Raw genomic sequence first — 21,313 nt, 5'->3', positions numbered from 1 at the left:
ATATGCGGCTTTTGAAGCCGGGCAAATGCCTTTACCTGGTGCTGGGTCTGCTTATGGGGTTTACCCAGATCATACGGGCGCAAACGCAGGTGCAGGTAACCATTAACGTGATGCCTCCTTATAGTTCCTATTTGCAGGATTATGCCGGAGCAGGTCAGCAGCTTCAGGTACTGATCCGCAACCTGACCCTGACAGCGCTCGATGTTCGGTTACAGGGGCGTGTGGAAGGCGACAATGGCGTTCTGATTCAGACTCTCCCTAATTTTCGACCTGTCCGTCCGCTGAAACTAGCCCCAGGCGAAACCCGGATTCTGTCCCGTGCTGATCTGGAAGGCTCATTCGACCTCAACCAGATTAGCGTAGAAGGACTTAGCAAAGAGTTGTTGTATCAGGGAAAACCGTTACCCGAAGGCAACTATCAGGTTTGTGTACAGGCATTTGATAACCGTACCAGTCAACCCCTTTCGTCGGGATTCCCGTTGGGTTGTTCGCCCCCGTTTTCGATCCGAACGATCGAACCGCCTATTCTGATTTCGCCCCTGTGTGACACCGACATAACACCGACAACGCCACAGGCTACTGTTTTCACGTGGGCTCCTCCGGCGGGTATTCTGCCTACACAGGTCAGCTACATTCTGCGAATCATTGAATTACCGCTCGACAACGTTGACCCCAACGTCTTTATTGATGCCGTAGCGTTGCCACCTTCCGGTATTGAAGTGAGGAACCTGACGACCAGCACATTTTTGTACGGACCACAGCATCTGCCGCTTAAAATGGGTAAACGGTATGCCTGGCGTGTTCAGGCGGTGGACAGGTTCGGGAAACTGAACCTGCTCAACGACGGCAAAAGTCCGGTTTGTGCGTTCCGATATGGACAACCCATAATTGCCGATTCGCTGGGCTTACCCATGACTGATTACCTGGTATTCATCAAGCCGGGTGAGTCGACCGGGAAAAAGCTACCCGAAATTAGTGTTGGCTACGGCAATCCGTTGTACCTGAACTGGGGCCTGTCCGCTAAGATGGCGAGTCAACTGGCCATGATTTTTCCTTTGGCCAATCTGATGCAGCAAAGCAATACGCTTTCCTCGATTCCGGGCAGTTCGCTACAGAAACCAAATCAGACTATCGTCATACCCGGACAGGCTGCTCCTGAATCAACGGTATTGACCTCCATTCCAGGTAGTTCGCTGCAAAAGCCGAATCAGGAAATGGCTTTGCCTAAGCAGAACGACAATGAACAGGCGTATCTCAAAGCACTGGATTTAACCAAAACGAACCTGAGTTATCGAGTCCGTATCAAAGCACTGGATAAGTCGGGCAAACCCGGTGCGGTAGTGCTCGACCGGCAGGTAAAAACGGCTTACCTCAGTGCCGAGCAGGCCGATTTGCCCCCCGGCATTGTTGCTCAGGCACCCTATGGAGCTGAAAAAAATTATCAGGCCGAAGTCGAACTGGTCGGTCTGACACCTGCCCAGATCAAGCAGTTGAATCTGCCTACAGGAAACCTGACAGCTGAACCCCGCAAGTTTTCGCTGGTACGAAAAAATACGGGTAACCAGTCCGATACGGTCTATGTGAAGGGGTTGCTGGTATACAAATACCCCGGCGAAACGGGCTCAGGTCATATCATGCCCAATACGATGGTTACGCTGAAACGCGTAGAAGCCAGTGGCTATGAAAACAACATGGGGTTTGCAACGACTAACAGCGCCGGTGAATTCACGGTAGGTCTGCCTCGCTGGCAGGTGTCGCCGACAGACACAATCATCAGCGACAAAAAAATAACGGTCAGTGGCTCTTTCAATAATACGGGCAGTTCGACCGTAACGAAGACAGTAAAGGACACGTCGTTTTACAACGCGGGCTACCGGATCGTACCGAACAATATTTACCTGATGCCCGCCGAACTTACCTTTTCCCTATCGCCCAAACAGGTCGGAACGTTCGACGCCGGCACCATTCCGGTAGTAGCTAAAGGATATACCGTTCGCATTACGGCTCGCCAGGCCTACAAAGACTGGCCTGGAGCTCCGACTATTAATCTGGCCGGCAAACGGTTGGTTATCTTCCGTAAGCCAAACAAACAGGTAGACATCTACAAGTTGCCCGTTGAAGGGCAGATGGACAGAGGCACCTCGTCGGCGCAGGCGAAAAACGGGAGTAAACCCGCATCAGCATCGGAGACGGCTGCGCAAACGGAAGTAGAAAAGGCGGGGTACGTGTTTGTTGGAACCACGCTGCTGCTCGCAGACGGAAATGCTTACAAGGCTAACCTGGAGCGGTTCCTGTACGCTTACAATCCACTGGATCGCTACGCCATCTATTGCCCCGACTGCGGTCAGAAACCCGATGATGCCGAAACCTTCCGGTTCGATCTGCCGAAACAGCCTCTCTCAGCCACTGTTGCCCGCACTGAAAGCTATACGTTTACTGTGCAGACTACCGAAGCGCCGGTGATGACCTTTTCCGGCAAGCTGACCTATAAGTATGCCGATAAAGGTCTCGATGGCGCACAGGTAAAACCGCTCGGCAATACGCGCGTTCGTTTACAGGTCGTCTATGCAGTAAAAGGCACAAACGCGTATACGACTGCCATACCAAGCTTCCCGGAACTAACCAGTTTTCACGAAAAATTCAGCACGCTGCTGGACACGAAAGTAACGAGTGAGGATGGCTCATTTACATTTTCTGCCAAGCTCCCCGGCCCGCTGCAATTAGGCGAATTACCGCCAACAGTGAGTACAAAAACAGGTGAACTTGGCATGGCATCAACCGTATACATCCGGGCCTTGCGTGTCGTTGTCGATAACCCTTACTACACCAGCCCATCGGCAACGTTTGGCGATGACGCAAAAGAGCAGGTGCTGCCCCAGGGATCGTATGACTTCGGCTCTATTACGGCAGTGGTACGGAGCTATAGCCTGGTTACCCAGATCCGTTCCGACGTTACGGGCGAAAAAGGTGGTAACCAACAGGTGAATGGCATCAAACAATCGCTATCTGGTGTAAAAGTATACGCTATTCGAGAGAACCGGAAAGGGTACTTTCCCTTAAGCCCCATTATGGGCCCACCACTCGATGAAGGCCAGGGACTGACCGATAAAAAGGCATTTGGAGAGAGTTCCATCAACTATATCGTTGTCGCTCAGGGCGTATCCAACGCCGAAGGAACGGTCATATTCCCCCGCATGGTCATGGCCAATGGCAAAGACGACACCTATCTGATTGCGACAGAGACTTCAGTCGATGGAATCAATGCCTACCAGATGAATGGTAAACCCAAACGAATTCTGGTCAGTGAAGACTATGGCGATCTGTATTCAAAAACAGCAACTGACAGCGAGAAAAAACTGGCAGAATCAAAGAATAAAGTACAAACTGTTGATGGCGATAAATGCAAAACCGTATGGCACGTTTTCATTAAGCAGGCGGGCGGTTCGACGGTGGAGTATACATACGATGAGTCCATCCCGAGCCAGGCCAAAATTCTGGATGGCTATCGTCAGATGGCCAAGACAGATCCGGACGTATCGGTCAGTCCAAAAACAACCTGCGACAAAGTAAAATCCTACTGGATTGGCTCAGGCTTGGGCGATCGGGATATCAACAGTAAAGTCCTGCTACCATCAAATTCTGAGTTTGCCGACGATTACAAACCATTCCTGTCCGATACGGTCAAGCGGTTCCTCAAACCAGCGAATCCCATTATCAATGTACGCGTCGTCGACAAAACGAACCCAACTCAGGGTATTGCCAATGCCGATATTCGATTAACGTACATCCAGGCGAATGGAAATGCCTATGCCGAATGGAGAAAAACGGATGCAAATGGCTGGATCGCTGAGCCTTTTATGGTCAATCCCGGCACCAAGGCAATCTTAAAAATCCTCGCTGACGGCTACATTTTCTCCGGCTATGTCGATCCGGCGAAGGGAGATCCCGAGAAGGAAAATGCGCCGATTGCCCCCGTGGATGCCAAACAAACCATTGACATCGGCTCCCTGATGCTTGGTCAGAATCTCTATTATTCGCGGATGCTGATGCAGCCCAACACGCGCTACACCGGATACACCATCGATCAGGATGCCTTAGAACTGGACCCCAAGGCAAAAAATGCTACGGTGGAAGCCTATGTGCAGATTGGCAATGGGAATTATAACAAAACGACCTATTCGGATGCCGTTCATGCTCACCGCTTTAATAATGTATATGGCGCTGGTGGCCTAGGCGATTCACTGAAAATATACCCGGTCGACATCAGCTACTTTAATGAATCCCGGGCCATCAGTCTGCTGCCGAAGCCAGAAAAAAGCGATGAAGGGGCTGGCATGTTTATCGTTAAAGTGGGCAAAGTACCTATCTATCAGCGCGATCACCGGATCATTTTCAACCTGCTGGCTCTGCACGACAACAAATGGGGGCCCGTCAAAGGCGGTACGGTAAAGCTGTTTGGCCGCGACGAAAAAGGCTTTGTTTTTGGCCCAGGCAATGCGCAGGGTTTGGTAGAGGCCAAGTTCAAGAATGTTTCCATCGAGAATCTGTTCGTGGAAGTATCGGCTCCCGGTTACGTGACAAAAACCCAGTCGGTAACGAATGTTGAGTCGAAGTCGTCGAAAACGCAGCAGGTGTTTCTGGAAGAGGCCAATCTGATCCAGGGGAAAGTTGTCGTCAAAACGGCTGATGGCAAAGAAATACCGCTCGCAGGTGCCGATGTATTTGTGGCCGGGGGCAGTAATGTACAAACGCCTTACAGCACGAAATCGGTCGCGGGTGGTTCCTTCACGCTGGCTGTTGGGAAGCAGCTCAGTTCTGTCACGGTACAGGCTACCTATCAGAATGAAGGTGGTACTGTCGGGGGAGGATCGGTGAGCCTTAATGGAGCCGACGTTAAAGTGGCGAGTGTAGTCATTCCGGCAGAGAGTTATATAGGGGCTTCCAGTAAGCAATTGCTTCCGCAGGCAACCAAGGAATCGCTCAAGCTGACGCTGACCACATTCGAAAAATACAAAATCACCACGATCTGGGGCTTCCCGGTTAAAGTAGAATCCCTGACTGCACTGTCCAACGGAGCGGTGAAGGTATCGGGTGAGGTCGACTTGCGCGACAATCGGTTTGGGCCGTTTGCCATTCTCGATCCCGATGTCCGGGTACGTTTCGAAAACGTTATTTTCATACCGGGCAATAACGGTGCAGGCGTGCCCGCATCGGCTACTGTCTCGCTAAAAACAGGCATACTGGATAATCTGGGCTATTACAGTAAGCCTACCTATAAATCGGGCGATGTACCACTATACAACATCCGCCTGTCGGGTACGGGTAACTCGTCGTCGGGTGGTAATCTGCAAATTGTGCAGTCGCCGGGCAAAACGACGGGTACAATTATGGCACAGGCTCAGATTATCGACAACTCGTTTAAGTTCTCGGAAAACCTGCTCAGCTATAAAAAAGGTCAATTTTCTCTCTACGACCCTGACAAGGGAATTCAGGGAAACGTACCGCTGGTTGTGGCCTTCGACGCCGGTGATGAACCAAAAAAACGGACCAATTTTGGTCTTTGCAACCAGAAGGGGCAGCCTATTGAACTGGAATTGCTGGCCTTCAAGGCAATCAGCACCCTGGAAGGATCGCGGCTGGCTGGCGACGAAATTCACCTGAATCCGATTCTGAGCTGCACCGTTAAAAATGCCAACACCGGCAATCTGACCGATAAGAGCAGCCTGACTATCAACGTAGGCGATCTGGTGCTCAAGAACAATACGATTGATAGTAAGTCGGGACAAACGCCCCTTACATTTGGTCTGGCAGGAAAATGGAGCGTAGAGGTTCGTAATTGGGTACTCGATTACAAACAGGGTGGCTTCTACGCAACTGAGGGCGTGGTAAAAACTGGCAAGATCGACGTACCAATCTCGCTGTTTAACCTCCGGGCCGACTTCTTCAAACTCGAAGCCAACAACATACCGAACCTCGATCTGGCAGGCATCGCGAAGGTAAAAATCGGTGGTAAGGCGTTCTTTGGCTACGATGAAGCCACCGGTAACGACATGAAAGGGCACTGGTCGCTGGTGGTAGTGCCCGATGGCAAGAATCAGGCGGGCGTTGTTTCCAGTAACCCCCAGGCGAATCCTAAGCTGCCGGGATTAAACAGTGACCTGGCATTTGAAACCATTTCACTGCTTGATAATGGACAGGACGTGTTCTCGTTCAGTGCCAAAAGCCAGGAGCTGAACTACTACAAGGGCGTGATGACGATCCGGCCTAAAACCATCGAGACCGGAGCCGATTATTTCGCCTTCGATGCGGGCATGTCTACCTCCATTCCGAATGCGCCCAAGGATGTACCGATGCGCCTGACTTATTATAAACCGGGCGGAACCGGGCCGGTTACGCTCAAAACCATTGTAGCCAGCGATTACGTCATCGATACCAAAGGGCAGGTGCAGTTTGTAGCAGGTCAATACAAGGCGGCTGACAATTCTATGAAGACCGCGTTTTACTTCGCCGATGGTGTTATGGCGATTCGGGGTATAGCGAAGGAAACCGGTAAACTGCTATTGGGTAACCCAGCTGATTTACCCACCGACAACGAAAAAGCGGCCGGTGTGATGCTGGTTCATTCGACAGGTGATGCCGGTAAAACCTTTTCAACCTACCTCACCCACGACCGGAACCTCGATCTGACGAAGGAGAGTAACGTGTCGCTCCTGTCGAAAAAACCAGCGCATACCGACTACTATAAACCACTGAAGATCAATCTGGGCAACAAGTCCTTCGGCACCGTTTACTGCGATCAGACCGTTACCAATGGGCAGTGGAATCTGCTTACTTTCTCAGGTATTCCAGCGAATTACACCATGATTCCCGCAACGGAAGAGAATCGGCTGGCCTTTACGAACTATGGCGGCATTACGGCCAGCAATCAGAAAATCAAGGCCGATGGATTAGGTGGTAAAGATGGAATCCCCGGTATAAGTCTGGAGTACGACATGGCAAACAGTCGGTTTACGGGCACTGTTACGCTGCCGCCTGGCTTGCCCCTGCCGCCAACGATGAGTGTTGAGTATGGGGTAGCGCAGATTCGAATTGATGGAAACGGGTTTTATCTGGCCTCGGCGGCTACTGTCCGGGATGTGCCCCTGATCGTTCCGGTGACCATGAAAGCAGGGCTTCTACTGGGTTATTACGACAGCCCGGATATTAAAGATGCCGAACCCGTACTGTTTGGAAATACACACCGTAAATCGTTGCCCTGCGCCTTTCATAAGTCATTCAAAGGGGTGTTTGTCAACGGAGAACTCCCGATTCCCCTCATTGATAACTTCGAGTTCAAGCAAAGTTTTGGCGTGGGCGAAGTCAAAATGGGGCTAAACGCCTATGTCGATGGCTATTCCTACGCCGATTACAATGCCGGGTCGTTCAAATTTGGCTCGGGTCTGGGAGCGGGTGTCCATTTCTACGCTTACGGGCAGGTGCTGAATGTAGCCGCTTCGGGTTCGGTGGATGTGGATGGCTCGCAGGATTTCGGTCTGACCATAACGGGCAACCCGCTAAAGGCACTGAGCGAACCGGTTACTGTATCGGTAAATGCGAACATGCAGTTTTCAGCCAAATTCAACGCCAAGCTCTATGTCGATCTGGGTATCGATTCCTACACAACCAGCGAATCCCTTGGCTTCTGTCTGGGCCTGACTATTCCGAACATATCCTACACGACGGGCGGCTTAGGCAGCATTAACATTGCCACCCCCAAGTTCACCTGCAATTTTAACGCCTGCGACGAAACCAGTTGCCAATCTACCGCCCAGAATCAATGAAAACGTTCATCGCCAAACTCATTAGCCTCCTGCTGTTAAGCTTATCGGCTCAGGCTCAGTACCCGCTGATTCAGGCAGGTCGCTATGGGGTATTTATCCAGGTCGACCGCCTGTTGCATGGCCCTCGCTTTGCGCTGGAACGGCTCGAAGCGGGTACCCGCGACTGGAAACGGATTTATACGAATGAAGATGCGCCCCGTTCGGCGCAGGCACTCAAAAATCGGCTGATCCTGATCGCGCCCAAAAACCCACTGTATGAACTGCCATCCGACACCCTGGCCGCTGTTTTATTCAGTCAGTTTATAGTAGCCCCAACAACCGATTCGCTGGCCACCTATGGGCGGCATCCGCAGATGCTGGAGGCCCTGGGCGTTGGATATCTGGATACGGCGGTCATGGCCGGGCGTCGGTATGATTACCGCATTCAATTAGCGGATGAACCAGCAGGGTCACCTGTTCGTACCACCCGGACAGTAGTGATGCCCGAAATCAGCTCTATGAAGGCGCAGTTGGCCACAACGGCTCGATCGATCCAATCCGAAGCAGAGGGCCGCTCGGTTCGGATCACCTATCAACTCAAAAAAGGAACACCCACTCTGAGCGGTCTACGGGTTATGCGGGCAACCTATGCACAAACAGGTTTTGCCGAAATCGGCGCGGAATGGGGATTTATAAAAGGCCAGAAAGACAGTGTATTTGCCTTTTTCGTCGATCGGAATGCCCGGCAGAAAATGATTTATCAATATATGGTGATCCCCATCGATGTGCTGGGGAATGAAGGCCAGCCATCCGATACATTAACCATAACCAATTTGCGTGACGGTGATGCATTGCCCTTAATTACGGCCTTAAAAACCAGCAGCGAAGAAAAGAATGGGGCAATTCGGCTATCCTGGCGGCTGTCGGCCACCAAAGACCTGCGTTCGGTTGAAATCTGGCGCAGCAATCGCTACGACGATGGCTATGCACGTATCGCGTCGGCCCAGTCTACCGATACGACCTATCTCGACAGTCAGGTTGAACCGGTAGAAAGTTACTACTATCAGATTCGGCCGAACGGTACCTATGGCCAGCTAACGGCCTCGGTGAAGGTGTCGGGGATGGTGAAAGCCTACCGCAAGGCCACGATAGCTCCATCGTTTCTGCGCCTGTCGACCGTGAATGATACGCTGCATTTCACCTGGCAACGGGCCGATTTCGATACGCGGGGCTATTATCTGTATGTTTCTTCTGAGCCGCGTGGCGACATGCAACAGTATTCCCCCCTGATTGAATCGCGAAATTCAGAGATCCATTATGCCGTACCCATCAAAAACCTCCCGATTGGAACGAGCCACCGCTGGGCAATGGCCGCGCTCAATACAAGCTACAACCTCAGCCCCAAAAGTAATGAGGTGTATTCGACTATGCGTTTCCCCGATCGGGTCGCAACTCCGCTCAATCCAGTTGTACTGCGTCAGGAGAAAGGTGTACTGGTGATTTGGGACAATATGAAAGAAATTGATCCGTATATAACCGGCTATGCGGTGTATCGATTGGAGGATCAACAGAAAGAAATACTCCTGCACCGCCAGACGCAGGACGACCAGGCACAGAATGCGTTTGCCGATTCGACGGTTCAGGCCGGACATCATTACATTTACCGGATAAAGGCATTTCGGTCTGACAGTAAAGAAAGTGCCTACAGCACAACCACCGCCGATTATTTCCGCCCTTTACCACCCGTACTGCCCATTCGTGGCATGAAGGTATTTGCCGACGGTAAAGGAGTTCAGGTCGTGTGGGATTCGCCACTAGACCAGACACTGGATAAAATCCTGGTGTATCGTTACACCGATAAAACCGACAAGCCCCGGCTGGTCGGAACGGTGCTGGGCCGTCAAACGGATTTCCTCGATCGTGAGGCTACACCCGGTATTGCCTATTTCTACACACTGGTTGCCGTTCAGTCTGATAAACGAGAAAGTATGCCAACCGATCCGATCGGAGTAGAATGGCGCTAATCAACAAACTCATGAAAAACTACCTCTTCCTGCTGTTCCTGGGGTTAGTGTCTACGCGGATACAAGCCCAGTCCAACGCGCCCTCGAACTTACAGGCATCATCCGTCACATACAATCAGGTCAACCTGACCTGGAACGACAATTCATCCAACGAAATAAAGTTTGAAATTGAACGTCAGGGGTTTACGGGCACATTTTCAAAAATTGGCGAAGCTTCAGCTAATTCGCCTTCCTATCAGGATAAGACCGTAACCAGTCTAAACACCTATAGTTACCGGGTTCGGGCAGTGTTTGTCACGAATTCGTCGGTTTACTCCAATACGCTTACGGTCAATACCACCCAGGAGCCGCCCGGCGTTCCAACTGGCCTCACTGCTGTTCCTCAGAGTAGTAACAGTATTAAATTAACTTGGACTAACGGGTCAGGTAGCGCACCAACCGACTACCGGATTGAACGCGGAACAACCGCCAATGGCACATTTACGATACTACAAACCGTTCCCTACAGCCGTACACCCACCTTCACTGATAACGGCGTTTCGGGCGGCCAACCGTATTGTTACCGGATAAGGTCGCAGATAGGTACCCTGGTGTCCGATTTCACAACGCCCGTCTGCGCTACTCCTCCGTTGGCTCCTACCAATGTCAATAACCTGAAAGCAACAGCGCTCAGTAGCAGTTCCATCAAGCTGACCTGGGATCGGTACGGGAAAGAAAATGCGATCAGTATTGAGCGACGTATGGGGCAGACCGGTAACTGGTCGAAAGTTACGGCGACGACGTCAGATCTGGGCGAATTTACAGATAATGGCCTGAACGGAGGAACCGAATACTGTTATCGAATCGCTGAAGACGGCCACGATTATTCAACTACAGCCTGTGCCACTACCCAGCAGAGTGCACCCAAAGCGCCCGGCCGCCTGACAGCCAGTGCGGTGTCGAGCAACCAGATTGACCTGCAATGGGCCGATTTATCAGATAATGAAACCGGCTTTCAGGTTGAGCGGGCCAGTAGCCCGACGGCATTGTTCAGCAGGATCGCAGACCTTGGAGCGAATACGACAACCTATACGGATCAAAGCTTGCAGGCCAGCACCCCGTATTGCTACCGCGTTCGGGCCGTAAACAACACAGGAGCAAGTGATTTTACGGATGTCCAGTGTGCCACCACGCAGGCCCCACCCGTGGGTACGCCACTGAATTTAGTCGCTACGGCGGCTTCTACTACCCAGATCAATTTGACCTGGACAGGCGTATCGGGAGCAACTACCTATCAGCTCGAACGCAGCCCCAATGGGAACGATAACTGGACAAAAATTGCTGATCCAGTCGGAAACGCGATAAGTTATACTGACACGGGTTTAACCCCCAATACGCGCTATTACTACCGGCTTCGGGCTGTTATTGGGGGAAATACGGGACCATACAGCAACACAGCCAATGCCAGTACGCCCGATGTACCACCGGCCGCTCCGGCCCGACTCACAGCAACCGTGATCTCCTTCAGCCAGATTAATCTGCAATGGGCCGATCTATCGGGCAATGAGTCTGGTTTTCAGCTCGAACGCAGCCCCAATGGAGTAGATTCGTGGACGAAGATTACCGATCTGGGAGCTGATGCAACAAGCTATAGTGATCAGGGGCTCAGCCCCCAAACGCATTATTTTTACCGGGTTCGAGCTGTCAATGCCGCCGGACTGTCACCTTACAGCAACACCGCTGACGCCACGACACCGGTAGGGCCACCGGGTACGCCACAGAATTTAGTCGCTTCGGCAGCTTCCACAACGCAGATCAACCTGACCTGGAATGCGGTCTCTACAGCAGTTAACGTACTGATTGAACGCAGTCTAACGGGTAACGACGGCTGGACCCAGATTGCCAGTGTTTCGGGCGATGCGACGACCTATGAAGACAAGAACCTGACGCAGAATACACGTTATTATTACCGGATTCGCGGTACCAATGTATCGGGCACCGGACCATACAGCACGATCGCCAATGCCAGCACACCCGATTCTCCGCCCGCAGTTCCTGCCCGCCTGACGGTTACGACGTTCTCAACGAACCAGATTAACCTGGCCTGGGCCGACTTATCGACCAACGAAAGCAGCTTCGAGATTGAGCGGGGCACTACTGCGACGGGTACATTTACCAAAATTGCCGATGCACCCACCAATGCGACGACGTATGAAGACAGGAATCTGACAGACAATACGTACTATTGCTATCGGATTCGGGCGAAAAATGCAGCGGGTCCGTCAGCCTATACCGATGCTGCCTGCGCTACTACGCCTTTAGCTCCGCCCGCAACGCCATCCAATCTGGTCGCTCAGGTATCTGATTATGATCAGATTCGGCTGAACTGGAACGCGCCGGGTGCTACCGCCGTGACAGTAAGTATCGAGCGATCCACGAACCCGGCCGGCCCTTTTGTCGAAATTAAACAACAACCCGCTACGCAGACAACCTATACGGACGCTGGCTTGCTGGAGTTTACGACCTACTACTACCGTATTCGGGCAAGTAATCCGGCCGGAAATTCGGGCGCTTCGAACGTTGCGCAGGCACGTATTGAAGAGATTATTATTGCTGTAGAAGATGAGTGGATCACCCAGACACAGGTTTTTGTCGTAGACCGCACGCTGCACATTCAAACCGATTGGCATCAGTCCAGTCAGGCACAGATTCAACTTCACACAATGAATGGCCGCGTCCATCTGACCGATACCCGGCGCGTTACGCCAGCTGCGGCCTGGTCCTATTCGCTGGCCGGGTTACCAACGGGTTTATATGTAATGGCTATTATGGCCGAAGGACGGATTTTTTCCAAACGAATTCTACTCCCATGAAAAAACAGCTTAGCCTACTCCTCGTTCTGGCATGTTTCGGAGGCTGCCGACCGAAATCTGTAATGCCCATCACAAACCAGATTAGTAAAATCTGGAAAGCCAATACGGTTACTGAAGCGAACGTACTTGTTTTTACGCTGGGGACTACAACGAACATCAAACCTGGTTATGGTAATTTTCTGCTTGACCTGAGCCAGCCCGATAAAGCTTCCTTAACCGACGTCGATGGTCGTCTGACAACGGGCACGTGGACCGTTTCAACGGATAACAAACGGCTAATCCTGAACAATCTGACCCCGAAACCGACAAACACGGGCGGGATCATTGAGTATTATATTCTAACGGCTCCGGATGGTTCATCACTAAAACTTGAACGCACTGCCGATAGCCGCAAAACGGGTAACACGGTCAACCAGTACGATCTTATTCCACGATAGAATCAGTTGTCAGCTTCAGTGCATCAGTCTACGAATTAGCATTTGCGATTTACAATTAATAAGGCAAGTTTTGTATTATAAAATTAATACAAGATGATTCAAGTTATTAATCGCGCCCTGGACTTGCTGGAACAAATTGCCAATGACCCTGAACGGCCCAAAGCCTTAGGCGATTTGGCCGACAGCCTCAATCTAAACCACGGAACCTGCGCCAATATTTTGAAGACCCTGGTCGCTCGTGGCTATGTTGAACAGATCGGAACAAAGAAGGGCTATATTCTGGGTTCGCAGTCCTATACGCTAACGGCAAATGAAGCCTATCGCAAAGACCTGCTGGAAGCATCCCGGGAAGAAATGGACGCCCTGACCCAGGCGATTAATGAAAACTGTCTTTTGGCCGTTCTCAAAGAGAATCAACGGATTGCGATTTACAGAACCTTTGCTGAACAGGATTTACAGGTACGCACAACCGACATTAAGCCGATCTACGATTCGGCATCGGGTCGTTTGTTGTTAGCCATGCTTCCCAAAGAAAAAATACAGCGCTTCATCGCCAAATATGGCCTTCCGTCTGACGAATCCTGGCCAGAAGTACAGTCAGAAACACAACTACTCGACTCCCTGGCTCTGATGCGCCGGGAGGAACTGGCCTTGCAAACCATTGCCAACAGGCACGTGATGGGCCTTGCCGTACCGATCTATAAAAATGGATTGGTTGTTGCCAGCCTGAGTATTTATTTGCCCGAGTACCGATATATGGCAATGGACAAGCAAAAACTCATCTCTTCACTTCGGCAATGTGCCAAAAATATACATAAACGACTGAATTAAAATACGTTAACTAAAATTCCAACAAGGGCCCCGGCCCTTATTTTTTTGTCAATGACTCATCCACGACCAACGGCAAGTCATTATTTTTTTATAAAAAGACAGGAAAAATTTGGAGGTAATCGATTTTATAGAGTACAATTGTAATGAAATAAAATTTAATTTTATATTATAAAAATTACTCTCCTAAGCCTCATGAAACAGTATGTCCACAAATGGCTTATTATCTGCCTGACGACCCTCCTGGTCTGCTCAGAAGGCTGGGCACAATCGATCGCCATATCAGGTCAGGTAACAGCAGCGGGTGATAAAGCACCGCTACCCGGCACTACGGTATCACTGAAAGGAACAACCACGGGAACGACCACGGACGCTAGCGGCAACTATCGCATTTCAGTAACAAACAGAGAAAATGCTACGCTGGTCTTCTCGTCGGTTGGTTACCTTGGCCAGGAAATAACGGTGGGTAATCAATCGATCATCAATGTTGACCTTGTCGTCGATTCCCGCCAGCTCGACGAGGTAGTGGTGGTGGGCTATGGCACCGTTAAAAAGTCCGATCTGACGGGTTCACTGGCTCAGGTAAAAGCGAAAGAATTAAATGCATTTCCGGCTACTAACGTCCTTCAGGCACTCTCCGGGCGAGCTACCGGCGTGCAGGTGATCCAGAATAACGGTTCGCCCGGTGGTAGTGTCAGTGTTCGGATTCGGGGCACAAGCTCCATACAGGGCAGTAATGAGCCGCTCTACGTAATCGATGGATTCCCTATTAACGGTAGTAATCCGACTCAGCTAAACAACGCCGATATCGAGAGTATGGAAATCCTCAAAGATGCCAGTGCAACCGCAATTTATGGCTCACGGGGTGCAAATGGCGTGGTTCTGATTACAACCAAACGCGGAAAAGCAGGCCGTACGCAGGTAAGTTACGATGGCAGTTATAGCGTTCAGACGTTGCGCAAAAAACTGGATCTGATGAATGCCAGAGAATTTGCCACTTTCTACAATGAACAGGCTGTCAATGACAAAGTTACAACCTATTTTACGCAGGACCAGATCAACGCCATGGGCAACGGCTACGACTGGCAGGATCTGGTATTCCGGAAAGCACCGATGCAAAACCATTCGCTTAACATCAGTGGGGGCTCCGATAAAACGCAGTTTTCCATTGGGGGCAGCGTGTTTAAGCAGGATGGTATTATTAAAAGCTCCGATTACAACCGGTACTCGCTGCGGGCAAACGTAAACAGTGAAATCAGCCGGAAATTATCGTTCAATTTATCAACAATGCTCACCCGCGTGATCACCAACCAGCAGAATTCGGGAGGAGGAAACCGGGGCGGCACCTTGATCTCGGCCGTTATTACGGCGTATCCAACCCTAACTCCTTACAACGACAATGGCACCTATCGCAATCTTGCCACGGCCTACCCCTGGGGATCGAATGTGTTAACGAACCCGCTGAATTTCCTCAATGAACAAACGGCCCGAACTCTCTCGAACAAGCAACTGGCAAACGCAGCGCTGATTTACAAGCCAATTCCGGCATTATCCATTAAGATTTCGGGGGGTATTGAAAACAACGACGACCGGTCAGATTCGTACACAACGCGCAATTTTGTCAACTCTCAGGGGTCTGCCAGTGTCAGCACGACCCAATTCACGAGTTTGCTGAGCGAAAATACGGTAACGTATAACAAGTCATTCGGTAAACATACGGTATCGGCAGTCGCCGGATTTACGTATCAGGATTTTCTGACGACAACCCTTGGAGCCAGTGGAACGGGCTTTATCAGCGATGCCAGCCAGACCTACGACATCGGGTCAGCCAGTACGCCGGGCATTCCAGCATCGAGCTATTCGAAAGCCTCCCTCCTGTCGTACCTGGGACGGGTCAATTATAATTTTGGCGATCGGTATCTGGCAACGGTTAGTTTCCGGGCCGATGGATCATCGCGGTATAGCGATGGGAACAAGTGGGGCTACTTTCCATCGGGTGCGCTGGCCTGGCGGGTATCCAACGAAGATTTTTTCAAGGACATTCGGTTCATGAGCGACCTTAAACTGCGTGTCGGTTATGGGGCAACGGGTAGTCAGGCCATAAGCCCCTACTCGACACTGAATCAGTTAGGCTCCGGCAAAACAGTTTTCGATGATGCCCTCTACACCTATTACGCCCCCGGTACCCGCCTGCCCGGTAATTTGAAGTGGGAAACCACCGAACAAACCGACATTGGGCTGGATGCGGCTTTTCTGAACAATCGGCTCCGGCTAACGGCTGATTACTACATAAAAAATACCCGCGATTTGCTCAACACCGTACAATTGCCTTCGTCGCTGGGCTTTACCAATACCATTCAGAATGTGGGCAAGATCCAGAACAAGGGGGTTGAACTCGGCCTGGATGGTGACCTGCTGACGGGGCCTTTCCGGTGGTCGGTATCGGGCAATATTTCGTTCAACCGCAACAAAGTCGTCAAGCTCTACGGTGGACAGGATATTCTGGGATCGGCGATCAATACCAGCGCGGTCAACGATTATGTCAATATTCTCCGCGAAGGCCAGCCAGTCGGTCAGTTTTATGGCTACATAGAAGATGGGTATGACGATAAAGGCAAGATCAAATACAAAGATCTGGACGGCGATGGCACCATTTCAGCGAAAGACAAAACTTATATAGGCAATCCAAACCCCAAATTTATTTACGGATTCAACTCGACCATGTCGTATAAGAACTTCGATTTCACCTTCTTTTTTCAGGGATCGCAGGGTAACGACATTTTCAACATCAGCTCAATCGGCATGCTCGATTATGGTTTCGGCCTGAACATGACCAAAGATGTGTATAATAACCACTGGTCGACGACGAATCCGAACCCCAGCGCCAAATACCCGATCATTAGCCGAACGACATCGGTCAATATCTCAAACCGGTTCGTCGAAAATGGATCATACCTGCGCCTGCGTACGGTGCAGCTGGCCTACAACATTCCGTTCCAGAAACTCAATGTAAGCTGGATCAGCAACGCCCAGATTTACGTCAGTGGGCAAAACCTGCTCACCTTCACCAAATACTCGTGGTGGGACCCCGAAATTAATTCGTTGGGAGGGTCAAACTCCATTACGCTGGGTATCGATTTCTATAGTTATCCAACAGCTAAAACCGTTACCGTGGGCATTCGGGCCGGATTTTAAACTAAAGAGCGAAAGAATGAATAAGTGAAAGGGCGAAAATAAAAGCCGCTATGATCCACTCTTTCACTCATTCATTCTTTCGTCCGTTAAAACCACTAAACTCATGAAAAAGAGCCTATTCCTTTTCCCATTTCTTTGCCTGTTTGCCTGTCAGGAGGAACTCATCGAACAACCAAAATCGCTGGCCGTCGAGACCTATTACAATACCGCTGCCGAAGTTGAATCAGCCGTGAACGCTATCTATTCACCGCTACGGAACGACAACTGTCTCGGGGGGCTCTATCCAGCCCAGCTCGAAGCCTACACCGATTATAGCTATGGGCGGGGTAGTTATGGACCGCTTAGTGATTTTCAGGGACTTAACTCAACCAACATTACCCGCGTCGGACAAATATGGGATCTGCTGTATCTGGCCATTCGCAACGCCAATCTGGTAATCAGTAATGCGCCAAAGGGAAAAAGCATCAGTGCGGCCGATATTAGCCGCTACGTGGCCGAAGCCAAATTTCTGCGGGCGTTTACGTACTTCACCCTGGTCAGAAACTGGAGTGGCGTACCGATCCGGACGGAAACCAACATGACCGAACAGAACATCAAACGCAACACGGCCGCCGAAGTTTACGCACTCATCCAGACTGACTTAGCCGACGCCGAAACCAACCTGCCCGACAAGCCTGCCCAAACGGGTCGTCCGTCGAAATGGGCGGCCAAGACGTTGCTGGCCGATGTAAATTTCTATCAGGGAAAATACGCTGAAGCACGCGACAAGGCCGATGAAGTAATTAAATCGGGCAAGTATTCTTTAGTATCGGTAACGGTACCCGATGATTTCAACAAGATTTTTGGGCCTGATGTGATCACAACGACCGAGGAAATCTTCTACCTGAAATTTACCCGTCAAAATGGGCAGGGCTTCAACCTGGTGATGTTTGCGCATCATCCGGGCTCGAAGCTGATGGGTGCTGGTGGCTTCTATGCACACTTTACCGATGCGCAAACCAACAACGTGTACAAAAACTGGGATAACGCCGATTTGCGAAAAAAGGCATTCTGGTATAACTGGGATATTGGGCTGGGCGCCAACAGTTATCTCAACAAGAAATTCATCGACCCGCTGGCTCCAGGCGCATCGGGCGCTGGTAACGACGATCCCGTTTATCGCTATGCCGATATTCTGCTCCTTTATGCCGAAGCAGCCAACCGGGCTGGCAATGGGCCAACTGCCGCGGCCGTAGAAGCGCTCAATCAGGTTCACCGCCGGGCTTTTGGTAAAAATCCAACCGTAACCTCGTCGGTCGATTTCAAATTGACAGACTATACGACCCAGACATTTAATGACCTGGTTTTGCAGGAACGGGGTTACGAAACCCAGTATGAGGCCAAACGCTGGTTCGATCTAAAACGGCTGGGAGCCGACAAGCTCAAGGCCGTTATTAAAGCGGGCGTGGGTAAAGACGTGCTCGATAAAATGCTGCTCTGGCCCATTCCGGTATCCGAATTAAACTATAACATAGCGCTGGATGCGGCTAAAGACCAGAATCCCGGCTATTAACAAACTTGTAATCATAGGTTTAAATAAAATCAGTCAGGCAGTTGGCCATGCAGACTGCCTGATTCCAATCTACTCTCAATTTCATCTGATTATGCGTTGTCTCTCTCTTCTCGTTGTACTTGTCACCCTCCAGACTTTTGGGCAATCAGCCCGTTACGATTCGCTGTGGAACGACCCAGCCGTTGAAGCCCGAATTCGCGAAGGCATTGAAACCAACCGAAAAGGCGATTTCACCCTCGTGGTAACCGACCAGCAGGGAAAGCCCATTCGCAATGCCTCGGTCGAAATCCGCCAGGTAAAGCACGCGTTTTTATTTGGTGCCAATATTTTCATGCTCAATGGCTTCATAACCGCCGAGCAGAACCGCCAGTATGAAGCGGCCTTTAAAACGCTCTTCAACAGTGCCGTAATCCCTTATTACTGGAAACCCCTCGAACCACAGGAGGGCAAAATCCGATTTGCCGCGGGTAGCGAAGAAATCTATCGCAGGCCCCCGCCCGACGTGGTTCTGGATTTTTGCCAGAAGAATGGCCTGACGCCTAAAGGGCATACGCTGGTTTGGGATAACCTGACCTGGAGTTATCCAACCTGGTTTCCCAAAGATACCGCTGCGATGCAACCCCTCATTGATCGGCGTATCAGGCAAATTGCCGAACGCTATGGCCAGTCGATCAAGATCTGGGATGTGGTCAATGAGACGATCATCAACAGCCCCAGGGCTCCTTTGCCAGAAGATTATGCGCTGAAAGCGTTTAAAACGGCCGCGTCGGTCTATCCGAACGATACCCGCCTGATTCTGAACGAAGCCACCCACGTCTGGGAAAATTACCATCGGGAATACAGTCCGTTTTATATGCTCATCGAAAACCTCAAAGCCAAAGGAGCTGATATTCGTGGACTAGGGCTTCAGTTTCATTTTTTCAGCGAACCGCTCTTTGCCAAAACCCTGGCGGGTAATGCCATGACACCCGCTGAACTGTTCCGGACACTGGATCTGTATTCGCGCTTTAAGTTGCCGATCCAAATCTCAGAAATTACGATTCCGACCCTTCCCGCTGGCCCACAGGGTGAACAAATTCAGGCCAGATTAACCCGTAATTATTATCGTTTGTGGTTCAGCTACCCATCCGTCGAGGCCATTTACTGGTGGAATCTGGCCGATGGTTCGGCAGCGCCCGGTGAGGATAAGTGGGGTGGTGGCTTTTTGAAAGAAGATCTTAGCCCCAAACCCGCTTATGTTGTACTCAATGACCTCATCAATAAAGAATGGAAAACGTCGGTCAGCACATCTACCAAAGACAGTAACACATTGTCTTTCAGAGGATTTTACGGCGAATACGTCGCTAAAATTACGGTAGGCAAAAAAGTAATCGAAAAAAACTTCAACCTGATTAAGGGACAGACGAACACCCTTAAACTAGAATTGTAATGAAAATCATTGACTTACGAACCCGCTGCGTTGCCATTCCGCTCAACGCCCAATTACGCCATAATACAGGGGTACATCCTGGTTATTTCCTCCGGACGATTCTTGAAGTCATCACTGACGAAGGCATTGTCGGCCTAGGCGAAGTAGGTGGTGGTGATCAGCGGGGTGCTTTGCAAAAACTGAAGCCACGCATCATCGGCGAAGACCCCTTTCACCTGGAAGTCATCAAGATGAAAGTACTGCGTAGCATTTATTACCTCTCGAACGCCCGGCTCTACGCAGCCATCGAAATGGCGTGTCTCGACATTCAGGGTAAGGTGTTAAATCGGCCGCTGAGTGACTTGCTGGGCGGCCGGGTTCGCGATGAGGTTCCGTTTATTGCCTATCTCTTCTGGCGGTATGACCGACCAGGTGATGGAAAACAGGACGAAACCGCCGAAGACCTGGCCGACTTCTGCGAAGAGCTTCATGAAACGCTGGGCGTAAACGCAATGAAGTTGAAAGCGGGCGTCATGAAACCGAAAGAGGAAGTTCGTGTGCTGGAACTCTGCCGCGACCGGCTGGGTGATGATTTCGGCCTTCGGATCGATCCCAATGGTTTATGGTCAGTCACAACGGCAGTGCAGATGGGTCACCGGATGGAGGATCTGAACATCGAATATTTTGAAGACCCATCCTGGGGTCTGGAAGGCAATGCGTCCGTCCGGAAGCAGGTTCGTATTCCGATTGCAACGAATATGTATCCGGCCAAATTCGATGATCTCGGTCCGGCGATTCGGATGGGAGCCGTCGATATTGTGCTGACCGACATCCATTATTGGGAAGGTCCTCGGGGTGTAAAAGACCTTGTGGCTGTTTGCAACACCTTCAATATGGGCGTTGCCATGCACTCCGGGGCCGAATTTGGTATCGAGCTGGCAGCGATGATTCACACCGCTTCGACCATTCCAACTATGACCTTCGCTGGTGATGCTCACTATCATTACCTCACCGACGACATCATTGAAGGGGGCTTGATGAAGTACGAAAATGGCTGCATCAAAGTCCCAACCGGGCCGGGTCTGGGCGTAACACTCGATGAGGACAAGATGAAACATTACGAAAAGTATTACGAAGAAAAAGGGGATTACTACGCCCGCTTCCACCAGGACCCCTATCGCCCGGACTGGTATCCGACGGTTGGGGGCATGTAGGCGC

Annotated in this window: 9 protein-coding genes; all 9 read left to right on the top strand. The window is 50.8% G+C overall.

The window, feature by feature from the left end; translation table 11 throughout:
* The first annotated feature begins 2 nt into the window (after positions 1 to 2).
* The 9 genes from GJR95_RS03545 to GJR95_RS03505 all read left to right on the top strand — a co-directional run bounded on the left by GJR95_RS03545 (position 3) and on the right by GJR95_RS03505 (position 21,309).
* Positions 3 to 7,820, top strand: coding sequence for a hypothetical protein (locus tag GJR95_RS03545; protein WP_232541067.1), 7,818 nt, complete (start codon positions 3 to 5; stop codon positions 7,818 to 7,820).
* Positions 7,817 to 9,823: a fibronectin type III domain-containing protein gene (locus GJR95_RS03540; RefSeq protein WP_162384576.1), complete on the top strand. Its 2,007-nt coding sequence runs from the start codon at positions 7,817 to 7,819 to the stop codon at positions 9,821 to 9,823. Before GJR95_RS03545 ends, GJR95_RS03540 begins: the two co-directional genes overlap by 4 nt.
* Before the next feature lie 11 nt (positions 9,824 to 9,834).
* Positions 9,835 to 12,675 (top strand): fibronectin type III domain-containing protein, encoded by a 2,841-nt coding sequence (locus GJR95_RS03535; protein WP_162384575.1) that lies wholly within the window; start codon positions 9,835 to 9,837, stop codon positions 12,673 to 12,675.
* Entirely contained in the window at positions 12,672 to 13,112 is a 441-nt protein-coding gene (locus GJR95_RS03530) for a hypothetical protein (RefSeq protein WP_162384574.1), read from the top strand. The genes GJR95_RS03535 and GJR95_RS03530 overlap by 4 nt, the downstream gene beginning before the upstream one ends.
* A gap of 93 nt (positions 13,113 to 13,205) precedes the next feature.
* Positions 13,206 to 13,943: an IclR family transcriptional regulator gene (locus GJR95_RS03525; protein WP_162384573.1), complete on the top strand. Its 738-nt coding sequence runs from the start codon at positions 13,206 to 13,208 to the stop codon at positions 13,941 to 13,943.
* Positions 13,944 to 14,135: 192 nt separating this feature from the next.
* Entirely contained in the window at positions 14,136 to 17,135 is a 3,000-nt protein-coding gene (locus tag GJR95_RS03520) for a SusC/RagA family TonB-linked outer membrane protein (protein ID WP_162384572.1), read from the top strand.
* A gap of 103 nt (positions 17,136 to 17,238) precedes the next feature.
* Positions 17,239 to 18,687 carry a RagB/SusD family nutrient uptake outer membrane protein gene (locus tag GJR95_RS03515; protein ID WP_162384571.1) on the top strand — a complete coding sequence of 483 codons (1,449 nt, stop codon included), beginning with the start codon at positions 17,239 to 17,241 and terminating at the stop codon, positions 18,685 to 18,687.
* 91 nt (positions 18,688 to 18,778) lie between these two features.
* The gene (locus tag GJR95_RS03510; RefSeq protein ID WP_162384570.1) at positions 18,779 to 20,116 is read left to right on the top strand and encodes an endo-1,4-beta-xylanase; all 1,338 of its coding nucleotides are present in this window, start codon (positions 18,779 to 18,781) and stop codon (positions 20,114 to 20,116) included.
* Positions 20,116 to 21,309 carry an enolase C-terminal domain-like protein gene (locus tag GJR95_RS03505; RefSeq protein ID WP_162384569.1) on the top strand — a complete coding sequence of 398 codons (1,194 nt, stop codon included), beginning with the start codon at positions 20,116 to 20,118 and terminating at the stop codon, positions 21,307 to 21,309. Before GJR95_RS03510 ends, GJR95_RS03505 begins: the two co-directional genes overlap by 1 nt.
* The last annotated feature ends 4 nt before the right edge of the window (positions 21,310 to 21,313 follow it).

Source organism: Spirosoma endbachense (genome assembly GCF_010233585.1).
GTDB lineage: Bacteria > Bacteroidota > Bacteroidia > Cytophagales > Spirosomataceae > Spirosoma > Spirosoma endbachense.
Note: the sequence above shows the minus strand (reverse complement) of the source record. Positions and strands in the feature narration are given on the sequence as shown.